This window comes from uncultured Paraglaciecola sp. (genome assembly GCF_913058035.1).
In the GTDB taxonomy this organism is placed as follows: domain Bacteria; phylum Pseudomonadota; class Gammaproteobacteria; order Enterobacterales; family Alteromonadaceae; genus Paraglaciecola.
The window spans coordinates 1-17177 of sequence record NZ_CAJXPA010000034.1 but is presented as its reverse complement, the minus strand read 5'-3'; the positions used below and the strand labels follow the sequence as shown (position 1 = coordinate 17177).

The following is a 17177-nucleotide window of genomic DNA, read 5'->3' as shown; positions in this document are numbered from 1 at the left end:
AGTTCGATGCAGCTGGTTCAAAAACTGTCCAGACTTATTCAATGACCTGGCTCGGAGATGAACCGCTCCAACAGGTGCTGGGAATTTCAGGCCATATGATGTCGTCAAAACTAGATATTGGAGATAGAATAAGATTTTTTAAAGTAATCAACACTTTGAGTGTTTGTCATAGTATGAATATACGTGACTATATATAAATAAACGCCATTTTCACAAAATCTAGTAATACTTAGAAACCAAAGTCATAAAAACCCAATCACAACGTGATCAATAAACCCGAAGTGATAGCGGTATTCTCATTCTTTATGTCTTAAAGAGAAAATATTTACATGGCTGACCTGTTAATTTTTCACTATTCCAATAAGAGAGTGTTGATTACTCAACACTCTCTTATTGGTTTAATCTGCACAATCGAGCTCGCACATATTAAATTAGTCTAGTTTAACGCGGTTTCCGATTTTTACTGTTTGGCTTCCCATGACTTGCCTTCTCGGCCTTGGCCGCTTCATTGTGAGGTTGGTTATCACTAAAACGGGTTAGCCCTTTCTGTGCTGTTACTGCATTCGCGGTTTTACCTTTGGCAAATGCTTTGTTACCTGACCGTTTGGCGAACTCTTTTTGGTCGCGGCCTTTTAATTCATTGCGACTTTCAGCAGGCACTAAACATTTAGGGCTATTGCCAATCAAGTGGGCTTTACCCATTTCTTTGAGTGTTTTACGCAATATTGGCCAATTAGCGGGATCGTGATAACGTAAAAATGCACGGTGTAAACGTCTATGGATTTCACCTTTAGGCACCTCAACGTCTTCACTCTTATGATTCACTTTATGTATCGGGTTTTTACCGGTGTGATACATAGTGGTGGCGTTTGCCATAGGTGATGGATAGAAGTTTTGTACTTGGTCTAATTTGAAGTTACGCTCTTTGAGCCATAACGCCAAATTCACCATATCCATATCTTCGGTGCCCGGATGAGCAGAGATAAAGTAAGGAATTAGGTACTGGTCTTTACCCGCTTCTTTGGTGTACTTGTCGAACATTTCTTTAAATTTATCGTAAGTACCCATACCTGGCTTCATCATTTTATCAAGTGGGGCTTTTTCAGTATGTTCTGGTGCGATTTTTAAATATCCGCCTACATGATGCGTCACTAATTCTTTTACGTAATTCGGGTCTTCAATCGCTAAGTCATACCTTACACCAGATGCAATCAGGACTTTTTTAACCCCTTCCACTTCCCGCGCTTTACGGTAAAGATTAACGGTAGGGGTTTGGTCGGTATCTAAGTGCCCACAGATTTCTGGCCACACACATGACAGACGGCGACAAGCTTGTTCGGCCTTAGGGCTTTTACAACGCAATTTATACATGTTTGCAGTTGGACCACCAAGATCAGAGATAACACCGGTAAAACCTGGAACTTTATCGCGAATTAATTCTATTTCACGAATAATCGACTCTTCTGAGCGACTTTGAATTACTCTACCTTCATGTTCTGTAATCGAACAAAAAGTACAACCACCAAAACAACCCCGCATAATATTCACCGAGGTTTTGATCATGTCGTATGCAGGGATCTTAGCATTGCCATAGCTAGGGTGTGGTACCCGCGCGTATGGTAAGTCAAACACAGCATCCATTTCTTCGGTTTCTAGTGGATAAGCAGGTGGATTGATCCAAATGATGCGATCACCATGTCGCTGCACCAAAGCACGAGCACAACCAGGGTTTGTTTCTTTATGCAAAATACGTGATGTATGAGCGTAATGGGTCTTTTCGGCACGAACCACATCATAAGCGGGCAGCAACACATAGGTTTTATCCCAAGGTTTACGTCTTTCAGTTTTCGACGTAAACGGCTGTATCACTATGGGTTGTGCTTTTTGTTCTTCGATTGCTGCTTGACGTTCAGCTTCAGAAGAAACGGCACATTTATCATCAATAATCTGGTAAGGACTAATAATAGGTTCAATTTTTCCGATACTGTCTAGGTGGGTTGAATCCACACCTTGCCAACCGGGTAACGGCTCTTTTCGAATAACCGCAGTACCACGAATATCTTGCATCTGATCAATCGTTTCGCCAGCAGCAAAACGGTGCGCCATTTCTAGTAAGGGGCGCTCAGCATTCCCAAACATCAACATATCGGCTTTAGAATCGAACAATACACTACGGCGTACTTTATCCGACCAATAATCATAATGGGCAATACGTCTAAGGCTAGCTTCAATACCACCAATGATGACAGGTTTTTTATACGCTTCTTTACAACGCTGTGTGTAAACCGTTACTGCACGGTCAGGACGCTTTCCGCCCTCATTGTGTGGTGTGTAAGCATCATCGTGACGCAATTTTCGCTCAGCCGTATAACGGTTGATCATCGAGTCCATATTGCCTGCGGTCACACCAAAAAACAGGTTAGGCTCGCCAAGTTGCATAAACGCATCTTTGCTATGCCAATCAGGCTGAGAAATAATTCCCACTCTAAATCCTTGCGCTTCTAATGTACGACCAATGACGGCCATACCAAAACTAGGATGATCGACGTAAGCATCACCAGTAACCAAAATAATATCGCAACTATCCCAACCTAAGGCATCCATCTCTGTTCGTGACATAGGTAAAAACGGCGCAGGTCCAAAACATTCCGCCCAATATTTAGGGAAGGAAAATAGGCCGCGCTCCGCTTTCATTCGGGCGACAGGTTTGGCTCGTAAGGCTGGTTGAATAGTTGGCATGATACTCTCTAAAAGATACAGCTGGTTGCTGTTCAAAAAACCGGCGGGATTATAGCAGAGATCAATACTATTGGTGAGCCATTAATCTTCATAAAATTAATGTGCTTGTGCACACTATTATATGAACAAATAAAAAAGCACTAAACCCTGAGCTTTAGTAACGCCTACATACGATACAAACTAAATATAATCTCACGCCAGCATCAGCTATTGTTATCTTGTTCTGTATTCAAAGGCACATTCATCAGTGCTTCAACCGTTTCTTTCGACGGATATCCATCAGCAATCAATCCAATTGACACTTGAAACCCACGTACACCTTTACGTGTAGCTGGACCTAAAATTCCATCAGCTTCACCTACATCAAAATTTAATCGATTAAGCTTATCTTGAAATAACTTCATCTCAGCCAAGGTATAATTAGGTAATTCAGGTAAAGGTTTTGATAAAGCACCCTGCCCTCTGATACGGTCAGCTAGGTGACCAACTGCAATACCGTAATATTCAGAATTATTCCAACGTAAGATCACGTCAAAATTTGGGTAAACCATAAACGCAGATCCAGTATACCCAGCAGGGATAAGCAACGCTGATTCTAAGTCACTATCACCTAATGTTTTACCACCCACTTTTGTTACCTTTTGCTCTGACCAAAAAGATAAGGGTTGAGGTTGCGATTTACCGGCTAGTTGATAGTTAAAACCTTCAGGCAATAAGACTTCTCTACCCCATCTAAAACCTGTTTTCCAGCCTAAATTTTGTAAAAAGTGTGCAGCAGAAGCTAGCGCATCTAGTTCGTTGTTCCACAAGTCAACTTTGCCATCTGCGTCGCCATCTCTAGCATATTTAATGTAGGCAGTTGGCATAAATTGAGTATGCCCCATTGCGCCAGCCCAAGAGCCAATCATTTCTTTAGGATCAAGATTTTCACGTTCTAACAATAATAAAGCCTGCACCAGCTCGCCAGAAAAATATGCACTTCTGCGCTGATCACAAGCTAATGTTGTTAAAGCTGCGATAGTAGGAATTTTACCTTTAATACCCCCAAAGTTAGTTTCTAATCCCCAAAAAGAAATCAGGTAATGGGCTGGAACGCCATATTGTTGTGTGAGTGCAGATAAGAATTCACGATGCTCCACCAGTTTCTCACGACCTTTATTAACCCGCCAGTTAGTTACTCGTTTTGAAAAATAGCCCGTAAAAGTCTGGACAAACTCAGGTTGATTGCGATCGTAGCTAAGAATTTTTGGCAACGGTTTAACGTGCCCTAAAATATTGATGATGGTGTTGTCAGACACGCCTGCATTTCGTGCCTGTTGTTGTAAGCGTTCGATGCACTGTGGAAACATATCAGGTTCAGATGCTTGGCTTTGCAGACCATAAGAAAATGATGCCACTGTTGTTAGGCCAATAGCGATAATAATTTTTTTAAATACCCAAAAAGAAATCAAAGTAACTATCCAAAAAATTTAAAAACGGTTTATCTGAAGTTTATGCTAACTGAATTGATAAAAATTAATAACCAAAAACTTTAAGTAAATGTTGTCATCCAAACATCGTTTGCCATAATGTCTTTAGTACTAGTGATATGATCAAGCCATGTTTTGCCAATTAAATGATCAAACTCATGCAAAAAAATCCGCGCCACAAAACCTTCTAGTTTAATATTCTGAGCTTTACCTTCTGTGTCCAGATAGGCCACATCAACCCAATCTGGTCGTTCAATACGCCCACGTAAACCTGGCACAGAAAGACAGCCTTCCCACTCCCAGACCTGATTGACGCTACTTTGTTTAATAAAAGGATTAACCATCATCAAAGGCTGCATATCTGGCGCATCGGGATAACGCGGATTAGGTCGCGAGGCAATAATCATAATAGCCCTAGGGTCAAACACTTGTGGTGCAGCAATACCGATGCCGTTAGCTTCAAGCATAGTCGCCAGCAACCCATCCATAAATGTGACCAGTGCCTCTTGCTCAAACTCAACCTGCTCAACCTGCCTAGCTGGTGTCCTAAGGACCTCTTCGCCCACCTGCGCAATTTTCATAAACTGCCTTCCTTTAAATATCTAATAAAAAAAGCGTTAAACCACCGAGGAAAAAGAGCGCTGAGGCTAAACCGAGCAACAGATTTAAACTTTTTGTGCTTTTCCTCGTTGCTCGGCAACCGGTGCTCGGCAACCGGTGGTCTCATTTTCCTCTGTGGTTACTATTCTTTAAGGTTTTTCGTTTTTATCTGTTCGCTAGTAGCTCGCGGTTGTTTTTAACTGACCAACTGCAACTGTGCAAATTCACGATACAAATCATTATCTGCCACTAATTCTTGATGGGTGCCGATAGCAACAATCTCACCTTTATCCATCACCACTATCCTGTCCGCGTTGATAACAGTTGCCAATCTATGGGCAATAATCAATGTCGTTTTATCTTTCATCAACTCTTCTAGTGCTAACTTAACATGCTGCTCGTTAGAAGCATCCAAAGAACTCGTAGCTTCATCCAACAACAGAATAGGCCTATCAGCTAAGATAGCTCTAGCAATTGCAATACGCTGTTTTTGACCGCCAGACAAGCGTACTCCTCGTTCACCTAAATTAGTTTGATACCCGTCTGGTAATTCACTAATAAAGTCATGAGCACGAGCCGCTTTTGCAGCTTGCTCTATGTCTAACTGACTAGCATCAGTTCGACCATAACCAATGTTATCTTTCACACTGCTAGCAAATATCACGGATTCCTGAGGCACCAACGCGTATTGATCACGCAACTCAGATACATCTAATCGTGTGATGTCTTTGTTTTCTAATTGTATTTGACCACTACTCACATCATAAAAACGCAGTAATAACTGAAACAACGTAGACTTACCCGCCCCGCTTGGCCCGACTAAAGCGATGCGTTCACCACTTTTTATTTCCAAATTGATATTTTTTATCACTGAGACACTGTTGGCTTGAGGATAATGAAAATTCACATTTTGTAGGCTAATTTCACCTCTAATTTTTTCAGGTAAAATAATAGGATCCGCAGGTGACTCAATGCTAGTTCGAGTGTTTAATAATTCCATTAAACGCTCACTAGCACCCGCCGCTTTTTGCACTTCACCAATCACTTCACTAATGGTGGCTACAGCACCACCCGCCATCACTGCATAAAACATAAATGCCGTTAGCTCACCAGCACTCAATTCACCCGATAACACTTGCTGAGCACCAATCCAAGCTACTGACGTGATAGCAATAATGCTAATCGCCATAATAAATGCCACCAGCAAAGCACGGTATTTTATCCGTAATTGCGCCGCCCCCATAACGTCCTCAATGCGAGATTGAAACAAGGTCTTGTCTATTTTTTCGTGAGAATAAGCTTGCACAGTATGAATTTCATGTAAAGTTTCATCTACATAAGCTCCCACATCGGCAACCTTATCTTGACTATTTTTGGAGTGAAATCTTACTTTAGCGCCAAATACTCTAATCGGTAGTAATACGATTGGCACAGCAATGAGTACGTACAAGGTCAGCATTGGGCTAGAAAAAAGCATCAATATCAATGCACCAATAAAGGTAATACATGAGCGTAACCCCATAGACAAGCCCATTCCCACCACAGACTGCAATAATGTGGTGTCGGCAGTAAACCGAGAAATCACTTCTCCGGTGCGGGTTTTAGCAAAAAATGCCGGTGATAGAGTCAGTAAATGCCCATACACATTTTGACGAATGTCAGCGCTAACTCTCTCACCCAACCAAATCATCCAGTAAAAACGAAAATAAGCAGCAATACTGCCTACAAGGGCAATACCCATAACCAAGAACATGGTTTGATCTAACTTGTCAGCATTATTAGCAATAAAACCATCATCCACTACCGCTTTAATACCTTGGCCTAACACCAGCCAAGACGCGGCACCTACAATTAATGCAGAGATAGCAAAAGCTACTTTCGATTTATAAGGACGAAGTTGGCCAAATAACCATCTCATTACGGTGCTAGTTTTGGGGGATTGCAAAGTGTGTATCTCTTAATTTGAAGTAAAGTTTGATATGGGGACATTAACAACTTAATACGATACGCCTGCAAAACTAAAAAGTATCAAAGTATTGTAGGTTTTTAACTATCGACCATATACTGGAGAACAATCTAACTGTCTCTTCAACAAGGATTTCTATGAGCGACATCAATAACGTTAATAATCTCAATAATACGCCACAACCCGTCGTAAAAAAAATTGATATGTCATTAAAATTAGCACTGTTAGTTGGCGTAATACTATTGTTATTTCTACTTTGGTTTTCCCCTAGCTTTGTAAAAGCTAGTTTATATGCGGGTGCCATTATATGCTTAGGCTTGTTTTTACCTCGCCAAGCAGGGTGGGATATACGTGAGCGTCGTGCCAGTGAGTCAAAACAAGTCGAGCAACAAAAGTGGGGATTTTCCAGCCGTGATAGAGAAGGGCCTTGGATTAACTATATCGACTATCCCTTAGTTCGTATAACTCCCCTTGCAGATAATAAATATTTTTATAGTGACTGGTTAGTCATTGAAGACAATAAGATCATAGTCAGCCCAGGAACTTCTGAAGTTAACTTAGCTAACAAAACAGTAAGCTACGATCTAACCCAACCTAAAGCATATGCTTGGGACGGATGCTCCCCTAAACGACTATTTTTTTGGGTCGCTTTAATCGGCACACCTGACTGGTGGCATAGCGAACAAAATATAAAAGCCATTAGTGAACAAGGCGAACTGGTTGATAAGAAAGTATTTTGGCAACTCTGTATGCACGCAAGTTTAGTACATGATGCGCTTTATCAATATCTGGACAATATTCCTTTGTCAAAAATTGAAGTGGATCATTTATTTTATCAAATGTTACTCGAAGCAGGCATGCCTAGACTACTCGCTAAGATTTATCATTTTTCAGTACATAAATTGGGTGCTAGTGATGTGTTATGTGATAACGCACAAGTCAGCAGTGATATGAAATGTGAGACATTTAAACAGTTAATTACTGTTTAATAAAATAGGAAACACTACCAATTTGTTAGCCAATTTAAGTATTTTTAAGCGCACTCTTGAGGCCATATTTGAGGGCACTTTAAATCGATAATGTTTCAGCAAATAAGTTTGTCACTTTATTGATGTTGTTCAGTGCTCAAGATTACAAATTTTTATTGAAATCAGACCATAATTGATACGGCTATTTACCATCTACATTTAAGATCGCCAGTATTAATACAAAAAAACAAAGCACTAGATTGAACAACGGAATTTGTAGATTGGTTGGCATCATATAAATAAGACTCACTGCGGGGATCCAAATAATCCAAGTAGTCACGATTGTAGTGGGAATTTGCAACTTGATCAGCTCATCAAATTGTATTTTAGTTTTTTGCCAATTAAATTGCTGATCTTTCCATAAAAAAGCTAACGCAATAACTGGCGAGGTGACAAATACTGAAAATACAAATTGATCGAACGCGGTTTTTTTTAATATGGTGAGCCAATCTGTTCCTTCACCAAACAACACAATTTGCAATCCATAGAACCCATTTATCAACCCGCCTAATGCTGCCCATATAATCATATAAAAAAACAATTGTGCAACCGGTAGGAATCGAATTTTACCACTTAGAAACAGATATAAAAAAGGAAATAATCCGCCGAAGATAGAAGTAGAAACAGTGGCATACAAAGCACCATACTCTGCCTTCAAGTTGGCAAAAAAATGAAAGGCTTGCTGCGACGCAGGCCAATAAAAATAGCTTAAGCCAATTGTCAAAGCAAAAAGCTGTAAACACAAACCAGGTAATAGATTAGCGCCTATCGCATTTTTTATGTTATTGACTAATTGGACACTATTAACTTGCTTAGATGTCATTTAGGGTTTCTAAAAATGGAGATTTTTAACCATACAATTCCACCAATCCAAGAGCAACTAGAAGTCAAAATAGCACCCCAAAGCCAATCTTTAATGGTAATAAAAAATGGCCAGTCTACAACTAATGCATAATTAGTTAGGTTGTATGTGCCATAAGCTGCGGCCCCTAAAACAAAACCGCGCCATAGAAAAAAATACGCAGACTGGTTAGCTAATTGAACATTAATGACTAAAATCAAAATCGCCAGCGGATAAAATAAATAAAAAACAATCCAAGGCCAAATGATCACCTGCTCTCGGATAATATGTCCCATAGCCTGCTGATAGCTATCCTTTGCCACCAATCCTAACCAAATACCATCAAGAATAATTAAGCTAAGTAATAGTGTGAAGTAAACAATAATATTATTTTTCATCTTGCACCTTATCATAATATTGACGTGGTTTATAAATGTGCCAGGGCTATATCAGTTTGCTTTTGCATATAAGAATTAATCTTATAATGATCTGGACTCCAACCTGACAAAAATCGATGAAAATCAGCCCAAGCAAAAGAATATAACTGACGCCATTGTTGTTGTAAGTGTGTGAAGTCCACCTTTACTTGATAGTGCTCAAGTGCCTCTTTGAGCTGCATAAAGTACTCATCTAATAAAAGGTGTTCATGTTTGAACAAATCATCTTGATTGAGACAAGCCCCAAGAAAATAAGCGAGGTCTTTCACCCCAACGCCTTTACCTACATATTGAAAATCTACTGCGGCAAATCTACTAGAATCATCGCTATCAGAAAAACAAAAATTAGCTAACTTCGCATCACCGTGAACCAGAGTTTGAAAGCTAGCCCTATTCAATGCGGTGTCTAGAGCCTGAGCTGCCTCTTTGAGTCTACCTGAACCCATCACTTTAAACTCATCTTGACGTGTAGCAAGGTACCAATAAGTTCCGATAGGCCAAAGGTCACGACTATCTTTTTGCAGGAACCTAGCGTGAAAATAAGCTAGCCATTTAATGCCTGATATCACATCAGCCATGCCTACTTCATCTTTACGCTGCGAGAAACCAGCTTGATCTAAATCCTGCAATACTAAAATTTGTTGTGGGTTTTCTGAAAACTCTGCCAACAGTTTAGGCACTGCACAATGGTCATCACATAGGCATGCATAATTTCGATAAAAATTGGCTTCAATTTGATAAGACTGTAATTTACGTTGATGGCTAGTGTGTGTATTCCATCCTCGAGGGTGCACTGGAGCTATTGGTGGTGATATATATTTAACAATAAAAGTGGTTTCAAGTCTTGGACTTACATACCGTGAAATGTCTCCATAGCCGCTCCACAAAGATTGAACGGTATGCAACTTGTGCAATGAACTATCAGCAAAGTGCTGTTTAAGCCAGGATAAAACTTCGATATGTGTTACTCAACGTTTATTCAAAATCAATATTTATAAATAGGTTAACCCAAACTACAACGGCTAAGAAGAAAGAATAAATATAATGAATGTGAAACGCCATTTCACTTATCCTATCTATCTTCTAAGAAGAGGTGGTTTGTGACTGAAAAATTCTTGTTCTGGTGTTTCCATCAACACCAAAATGAATAAAATAGTGGCATTAGCATTATTTGGCATAACACTGTGCTCAAGAAATGCATAGGTAACCGAACTATCGCCGTCTAAATCTTGCGACAAAAACTGTGGGTATTTATATAAAAGTATCTCTTTGAAACCACACTTATAAGCATGCACAAATGGACTTAAATAATTCCTAAACAAACTACAAAATAATAATAGATTTACTGAGTTGAGTTTTCACACTATTAGCTCATCTCGTAATATGACTTACATTTTAATGCAAATTCATTTAGTTGTTACCGAAACATCAAACGCCGAATGCACAAAAAAATTTAAAATAGGGGCAAAAAATATTGGAAGGACAATGAGATATCTGGGATGTCGCTCAGGTTAAGTTTGATAACCTGAGCGGTTAGCTAAGACTAATGAAAATTAGGTCAAATCCATACCCTGAATAATTTCATGGGCAATTTCAGGGGTAGTAACAGTGGGTTTTTCATGCAAGTCACCTTTAATCTGTCCTTTTCGATGTTTGAGTGCTGCATCTAATTTTTTACCGGCTTGGGAAATAGCTGGGTACATCACACCACCTTTACCTTTTACCGCAATACTGGTGCCTTCATATTTAGTGGAAACTTCTGCACTAAATTCACCGTGCTCTTTTGTCACAATGATGTCTATAGCGATAAGAGTTGGAAAATGGCTGGCTATTTTAGAAAACTTTTGGTTGATATCTTCTTTAACTGACTCTGAAATTTCACAATGATGACCTGAAACATTTATTTTCATAGACTTTCCTCTTTGCTCTGATTACATTTTTTATTGTCGAGGGCTTCTGCACCCTCATACATCGCCGAGACTGAGATCATTTGTTTTATTCCAACACATTAATTGCGTGGTGCCCATCTTGGGTTTAGTTATTCTAAACAAATCGAGCTAACAAATGTTACAGCCTCAAGGGTTTTCCTCAAAACATCCCCACTTTGTATCAATCCAGTTTATTTGGATGGCAAATACTTACTGACCTTGCATTGACTGAGAACGTTTTGATGAAAATCTCACCAATATATAAAAGCTTTGTTCATACAATAGAGCTTGGGACAAGATGAGCAAAAAACAAGGAAAAATCAATATAAAAATTTTACTACTTGATATTTTATGTTTACCTCCAGGTCTGTGTTAAATTTGTTTTATAATATTTGTGTCAAATCTTGGATTAATTATATGACCTTGTACCAAGGCAATACCCGCAAAATGAGTGTCAGTACGGATTCAAACAATATAGCCCAGTATTCTCTTCCCATTGGCGATGACAAAATCAACTTAAATGCTTTGATAGGCCAATCAATAAAAGTTAATTATGCTGGGGAGATCCATTGTATACATTGTGCCACTAAAACTAAGAAGAGCTTTAATCAAGGGTATTGCTATCGATGTCTCATGAAATTGGCACAGTGCGATACCTGCATTATTAAACCAGAACTATGTCACTACGAACAAGGTACCTGTCGCGAGCCTGCATGGGGTGAAGCCAACTGTTTGTCAGACCATTTTGTTTATTTAGCCAACACCGGTACAGTAAAAGTAGGGATTACTCGGCATGTCACTGATGGTGTATCCAGTCGCTGGATAGATCAAGGCGCCACTCAGGCGATCGCTATCATGCGGGTGCAAAATAGATTAACCAGTGGCTTAGTTGAGATGGCATTTAAGGAACATATAGCCGACAAAACCAACTGGCGTACTATGCTTAAGAGTCAGCCCGAACATGTCGATCTAGCCGTTTTAAAAGAATCACTATTGGAACGAGTTGAAGAAGATTTAGACGAAATAATTTCAGAATATGGTTTTCAAGCTATCGATATCACCAATACCCCAGCCATTGATATACATTATCCGGTTGAGCAATACCCTGAAAAAGTAAAATCTATTAACTTAGATAAAGAACTGACTTTTGAAGGTTCTTTATTAGGTATTAAAGGCCAATACCTTATGATGGATGGTGATCGTGTTATCAATATGCGTAAGTATTCTGGATACAATTTACAAATTGAAACGGCTTAACTTTTTGCTAAATCAAAAATAAAGGCATCCAGTATGATATTCCTATTGCGCGCCATACAGAGAGTAAGCTCTGCGCATTAGGCAATAAATTTTTCTCTTCTTATGAACGGCATCTTTCAGAAAATTTAAAACTAACATTTATGATGGTTCAACAGTGCTCTGTCAATATTAAATCAATGGTTTATTAAATCTTTGTTTACGAGGTAAATAATAGTTTTTAGGGTCAAGAGATAGCAACACTTTAGTTACTTTACCTTGGATCTCTATAGCAGGAACAAATCCATAATATCTAGAGTCTGCGCTATTATTTCTATTATCACCCAACACTAAGTAATGCCCTTTTGGCACTACCACTTCAACAAAATTATCCCGGGCTTCAGCCACGGGTATTAGCTGTACGGTATGCTTAACGTTATCTAGGAACTCGATTTTGTGATATGCAATTTTGTTATCTTCGTAATGGATTTGTCCACCATTTATAATCAGTTTATTGTCAAGCATGGCGACTCTATCGCCTGGCTCCCCAATCAACCTTTTAACCAGTCTGTTACCCGCTTTTTCAGAATTAAATACCACTATGTCACCTCGTTTAGGATGACCAGTTTGCATAATTTCAATATCAGTAAAGGGGACTTCTAAGCGATATGCCATCTTATCTACAAAAATCCTGTCACCTTCAACAATAGTTGGCAACATAGAACCCGTAGGCACCAAATACCAATCAGCAAAACTACTGCGTGAAGCAAATAACACCAAGACAAAAAGCAGGAATGCACAGTTTTCTTTTATTAGTTGAATTAGTGGGGTTTTAATATTCATTATGTAACCATTGTAAATGTGTATTCATATGAACAAAATATGACTGATTAGTTTAGTAGCAGTTTGTAAGCTTATGTGTAAATCAGTCAATAAAGATGTTGGGAGGAAAATTATCATTCATTTTATAACGCTTCTAGACAATATCATCTTTACACTGTTTATAATGAATTAATGCTCATATTACAGTGTGTAATTGACTTCTTACTCGTATGTTAGTGGTAACGTCTCTGAAGAACTATTGAGAAGTATTATTAGTACCTTAATTTTTAACGAAACAATAATTAAGCGAGAGTAAACTGCTCCTGTCGTTTGCTTATTAACGCTTATATTTCTTCCCCGCCGTATTTTGCCGCTAAATCATCCAATTCTGAACAAGTATAATCAAAACCCTTGCCGTCAAATTCGTAAGTGATTTTGACAGCGTCTGAGGCATTGAATAATTTTGCTTTCACGTCTGCCACTGTCCAATGTTTAAGCTCGTTTAAAAATCGATTCGCTAATTGTGCTCTTTCAAAACGATAACTAATTTCTGATTGCATAGTGGAGACCTGTTTGTGATTGATAAATGGGTTTTCAAAGTCCAGCATTTTGGACATTTTTCTAGGTTAGTCAAGATACTAATTAGCTCCTCAAGCCTGATTATCTTGCTATAATTTTTATTACTAACATGCTGGTACAAAAAACAATCTAATTAATCAAAAAAGCAGTTTAAAAAGATAAAAAATGAAAAAATTTCATACCATAACTAGTTATTAGCCTAAGTTTATCGACCCATGCAGTAACTCAAAATTTTGCTAATAACGGCTAATTACGGCAAATTAATGATCCAAACATTCCCGCTATTCTCAAAGAGATAGTTAATAATAATCATCGCTCTGAAAATGTATGTTCTGCACCCTTTCGTGACTTTAGCTAAGATGGTGAAAACATTTATACCTCTACACATTTTGGCGATGTCATTTGGCGATAGTAATTAATTGCACCGATTAGACCAAGCGAGAGCTACAAGGCATCGATTAACTTTTTTTGAAGAGCCGATAGACTCCATAAGTCGCCAACCAAGCGATGATATGATTTCTTTTACCTTGGATGCTGACCACAGCGAAAACTCACAAATATCTCTATTTAATCCCAAGACTGGCGAGAGCAAAATGCTAAAAGATGGCGAGTCTCGCAACGTCGCCATAAGTGAGGGCACCAAGACAGCAAACTCGTTTATCAAGGCACTAAACCTAACTGTCGCTCTAATGACTTATGGATAAAAGTATTGAGGGCTCCCAGTAATACTCGCATGGTTATCGAATCGACTGATGGCTGTTGATGAAGGCCCGTAAACTGGGATAAGAAAAACCTAAACTTATTAGTTCAACAATACACTAGTGAAAGCGACTCTTAGGTTGTTGCCTTAGATTTAGACTCTGGTAACAAAACCTTCCTCGGTGGTAACAAATGTGGCCCAAGTGTGAATTTTGCCTTAAGTTACACGTAAGACTAAGAAAGTTACTTTTCCAGACTAACCAAGGTGAGGAGCTTGAACGCTAAGCTTATCGGGGCTTTATATCAGGCAAACTCATTTTTATTACCTAAGGCATCAATTGGACTATGATTAAGTTCGCCCTAAGCCATAACGGTAATCGGGTAGTGTTTACCGTTAATCAGGATGGGAGCAGTCAGCTATATTTATTCAATACTAAGGGCTATAAATACCAGTGATAAAGGATGTTCCGATTGGTTTAATTAGTGGGTTAACCTGTCGCGCCAACGATAAAACTTACCCACTAGTTTGAAAATATCACAAACACCCAGTGACAGTTTTATTTCACCCCTCAAACGTTCAGCCACCCAATATAATGAGTTAACACCTTGGACATATAATGAGGTGGGCAGTGTTAACACGGAGCTATTTGTCATACCTGAGTTAGCGCGTTTAAATCTTTTGATAAACGTCAAGTGCCAGCATTTGTGAATAAACCTGTTAAATAAGGACCACATCACATAATTATTCATAGGTAGTGTGGTCCCGAAGAACAAGCTATGGTTATTACAACAGTAGTACTCATTCATGGTCATACACGTTAAGTGCGGTTGTGATTAACCCCAAGATTTGTTGAATCAAACAAGAATCTGAGACAAACCTTAACGAAAAGTAATACCGACTCAGATGATGTTACTCATTCAACGCTTTTAATTTTCTAATGCCTCACGCACCTCATTTAAAGCTTCAACAGAGAACCCTTTGTCATAGAAATAGACAATATCACCCTGTTTATCAAGCAACATAACACGAGCATTGTTAGGATTTAGATTGCCAGTAAAGCGCTGAACTTTATCGCCGTCAGCATAAACAGTAACCACGCCTTTCCATAAGTTTTTAGGAATACCTTTGCGCATGCCATTGTCTATAAAACCGCTAAACATGCGGGGCAACATACCTTGAATCGTGGGGATTTCATAAGCGGCAACTTGAGTTTGTGTCATATCTAAACCGATTAACCAGCGGTCAATATCAAATTGTGTGTCTTGTTTGTAACCAAACAGCAACAAGGTTTCTTGACCAGCAAAATCTTGTGGAATAACCACGGCGTTGCCTTCCAAACTCTGACCTGCCGCATTAATCATTTTATCACCAATCGAAACTTGGCTTGGGTACTCATAATTAGCACAGCTACTTAAAAATAATACAAATACCAATATTTGGTAAAATTTTTGCATAATATCAATCTCTTACACTAGTTAATCACATACTTTAGGTTGAAAAAAAGCCTTAGTTTATTTATCTAAGACTCATTTTCACTCGCAAAATTTAAAGCACCTACTATGGCAGCCACTTGAGCTTGAATGCAATTCTCAGCATCTACTTTTGGACTGTCTGGGTACACTTCTGTCGTACTCACAAACTTGGCATCAGTCAATCCTGCGCACAAGCTTAAGGCTTTAGTGGCATAGTTGATCACCCCATTTTGTTGCAAAATTTCTCCGATAAGCCTTCCACTTTCATCCGCTGGTGCAATATGTGTGACCTTTTTAACAGACTGAATAATGGCTTTCTGAAATTCAGGGCAAGGTTTTAAGGTATCACCTACAGTATAAAAACCATCTGGGATGGCCCATTCTTTATGCTCTACAGCATCTCGTGCACCCAAGGCAGGTCTAAATTCAGAATTATCAGTGTCTGTGGTTTCATGTAAATCAATATGCATAAGAAATTCAATGTCTGACACTAAGTTCATCAAAGCGGCTGACTCCTGCACTGGACTATTTTGGTAAAATGACCGATTAGGATCGAGGGCGTTTGGGTTCCAACGGTTTATAGTTTCATAAGCCCAAGGGCTAACACAAGGTACGATCAAAAGGTTAAATCTATCGTGGTAATCCTGCGCTGCTGTTGCAGCAAAACGTAATGCACCATGCACACCACTAGTTTCATAACCATGCACACCACCCGTTATTAATACATTGGGTTTCGACTGTTCCCAGGTCAGGCTTCTGAGAGAAAACAACGGGAATGAACCTGAAGCATAATCTAAGCTTGCGTATTCTTTAATATCAAACTGACTTGCCAACGCTTCCAATTGACTCAGCACATCATCAGTGTAAGCAGACCCATCTGAGTTATCAGGATCATTGGCCTCTGCTACCACTTGAACGCGGCAATCTAGGTCAGAGCCGCATAAAGTTAAGTAAAAAGCTAAGTATAAAGTTCCAGCTATGACAGCCTGCCGCCAAGCACCCCATTGCCTAGCGCAAGACCACTAAGTTCTTGCCACTATAAAGCTCGTCGCTTCTGAACAGATAATCTACCACTATGGTAGAGGCCTGAACTTTGCCATTGCGTATTATTGGCCGGAAGCTCAGGGCCTTCACGCGGCTGGCTGTTTTTCTTAGTTCTCTGCCTTGAATGTGGCCATTGTCGATAATGTCGATATCGTTTGCAGATATGAAGCTATTTACGTGGTAGTCAGCACCCCGAATGGTTTTCCTTTCATGTGGATTTAATCTAATTTCTGCTCTTACTGCATCCCAGCTGCCAGCTAGCCTATCTTCATTCTCTCGTTGGGCTCTAGGATTTTCAATGCCGGGAATGTGCTTATTC

At 39.3% G+C, this 17177-nt stretch carries 17 protein-coding genes; 3 read left to right on the top strand and 14 right to left on the bottom strand.

Annotated elements, in window-relative coordinates; genetic code table 11:
• Nucleotides 1-441: 441 nt before the first annotated feature.
• The 4 genes from QZ562_RS06600 to QZ562_RS06585 form a co-directional block, all read right to left on the bottom strand.
• Nucleotides 442-2739: a YgiQ family radical SAM protein gene (locus QZ562_RS06600; RefSeq protein WP_293758459.1), complete on the bottom strand. Its 2298-nt coding sequence runs from the start codon at nt 2737-2739 to the stop codon at nt 442-444.
• A gap of 203 nt (nt 2740-2942) precedes the next feature.
• Nucleotides 2943-4190 carry a lytic murein transglycosylase gene (locus QZ562_RS06595; protein WP_293758457.1) on the bottom strand — a complete coding sequence of 416 codons (1248 nt, stop codon included), beginning with the start codon at nt 4188-4190 and terminating at the stop codon, nt 2943-2945.
• An 80-nt stretch (nt 4191-4270) separates the two neighbouring features.
• The gene (def, locus tag QZ562_RS06590) at nt 4271-4789 is read right to left on the bottom strand and encodes a peptide deformylase (protein ID WP_293758455.1); all 519 of its coding nucleotides are present in this window, start codon (nt 4787-4789) and stop codon (nt 4271-4273) included.
• 215 nt (nt 4790-5004) lie between these two features.
• A complete protein-coding gene (locus tag QZ562_RS06585; protein ID WP_293758446.1) occupies nt 5005-6753 on the bottom strand; it encodes an ABC transporter transmembrane domain-containing protein in 1749 nt (582 codons plus the stop codon).
• A 158-nt stretch (nt 6754-6911) separates the two neighbouring features.
• Between QZ562_RS06585 and QZ562_RS06580 the strand changes: the two genes are divergently transcribed.
• A complete protein-coding gene (locus tag QZ562_RS06580) occupies nt 6912-7763 on the top strand; it encodes a hypothetical protein (RefSeq protein ID WP_293758443.1) in 852 nt (283 codons plus the stop codon).
• Between the two features lie 181 nt (nt 7764-7944).
• On the opposite strand, the gene QZ562_RS06575 is transcribed toward QZ562_RS06580, so the two are convergent.
• The 5 genes from QZ562_RS06575 to raiA form a co-directional block, all read right to left on the bottom strand.
• Nucleotides 7945-8625 (bottom strand): hypothetical protein, encoded by a 681-nt coding sequence (locus QZ562_RS06575; RefSeq protein WP_293758440.1) that lies wholly within the window; start codon nt 8623-8625, stop codon nt 7945-7947.
• Entirely contained in the window at nt 8622-9041 is a 420-nt protein-coding gene (locus QZ562_RS06570) for a DUF2177 family protein (RefSeq protein ID WP_293758437.1), read from the bottom strand. The genes QZ562_RS06575 and QZ562_RS06570 overlap by 4 nt, the downstream gene beginning before the upstream one ends.
• A 29-nt stretch (nt 9042-9070) precedes the next feature.
• A complete protein-coding gene (locus QZ562_RS06565; RefSeq protein ID WP_293758432.1) occupies nt 9071-9994 on the bottom strand; it encodes an oxidoreductase family protein in 924 nt (307 codons plus the stop codon).
• 162 nt (nt 9995-10156) lie between these two features.
• Nucleotides 10157-10375 (bottom strand): hypothetical protein, encoded by a 219-nt coding sequence (locus QZ562_RS06560; protein ID WP_293758429.1) that lies wholly within the window; start codon nt 10373-10375, stop codon nt 10157-10159.
• A gap of 258 nt (nt 10376-10633) precedes the next feature.
• On the bottom strand, nt 10634-10990 hold the full coding sequence (raiA, locus tag QZ562_RS06555; RefSeq protein WP_293758426.1) for a ribosome-associated translation inhibitor RaiA: 357 nt from the start codon (nt 10988-10990) through the stop codon (nt 10634-10636).
• A gap of 435 nt (nt 10991-11425) precedes the next feature.
• On the opposite strand from raiA, the gene QZ562_RS06550 reads away from it, so the two are divergent.
• Nucleotides 11426-12265, top strand: a complete 840-nt coding sequence (locus QZ562_RS06550) for a DUF2797 domain-containing protein (protein ID WP_293758423.1) — start codon at nt 11426-11428, stop codon at nt 12263-12265.
• 168 nt (nt 12266-12433) lie between these two features.
• Here QZ562_RS06550 and lepB read toward each other — a convergent pair whose 3' ends face one another.
• Entirely contained in the window at nt 12434-13084 is a 651-nt protein-coding gene (lepB, locus tag QZ562_RS06545; protein WP_293758421.1) for a signal peptidase I, read from the bottom strand.
• Nucleotides 13085-13407: 323 nt separating this feature from the next.
• Nucleotides 13408-13623 (bottom strand): hypothetical protein, encoded by a 216-nt coding sequence (locus QZ562_RS06540; protein WP_293758418.1) that lies wholly within the window; start codon nt 13621-13623, stop codon nt 13408-13410.
• Between the two features lie 438 nt (nt 13624-14061).
• On the opposite strand from QZ562_RS06540, the gene QZ562_RS06535 reads away from it, so the two are divergent.
• Nucleotides 14062-14346 (top strand): hypothetical protein, encoded by a 285-nt coding sequence (locus QZ562_RS06535; protein WP_293758410.1) that lies wholly within the window; start codon nt 14062-14064, stop codon nt 14344-14346.
• Between the two features lie 922 nt (nt 14347-15268).
• On the opposite strand, the gene QZ562_RS06530 is transcribed toward QZ562_RS06535, so the two are convergent.
• The 3 genes from QZ562_RS06530 to QZ562_RS06520 form a co-directional block, all read right to left on the bottom strand.
• A complete protein-coding gene (locus QZ562_RS06530; RefSeq protein WP_293758407.1) occupies nt 15269-15796 on the bottom strand; it encodes a hypothetical protein in 528 nt (175 codons plus the stop codon).
• 65 nt (nt 15797-15861) lie between these two features.
• Complete coding sequence (locus tag QZ562_RS06525; protein WP_293758403.1) at nt 15862-16725, bottom strand: M14 family metallocarboxypeptidase; 864 nt, start codon at nt 16723-16725, stop codon at nt 15862-15864.
• 97 nt (nt 16726-16822) lie between these two features.
• On the bottom strand, nt 16823-17177 hold a 355-nt coding region (locus tag QZ562_RS06520), incomplete at its 5' end, for a hypothetical protein (protein WP_293758400.1).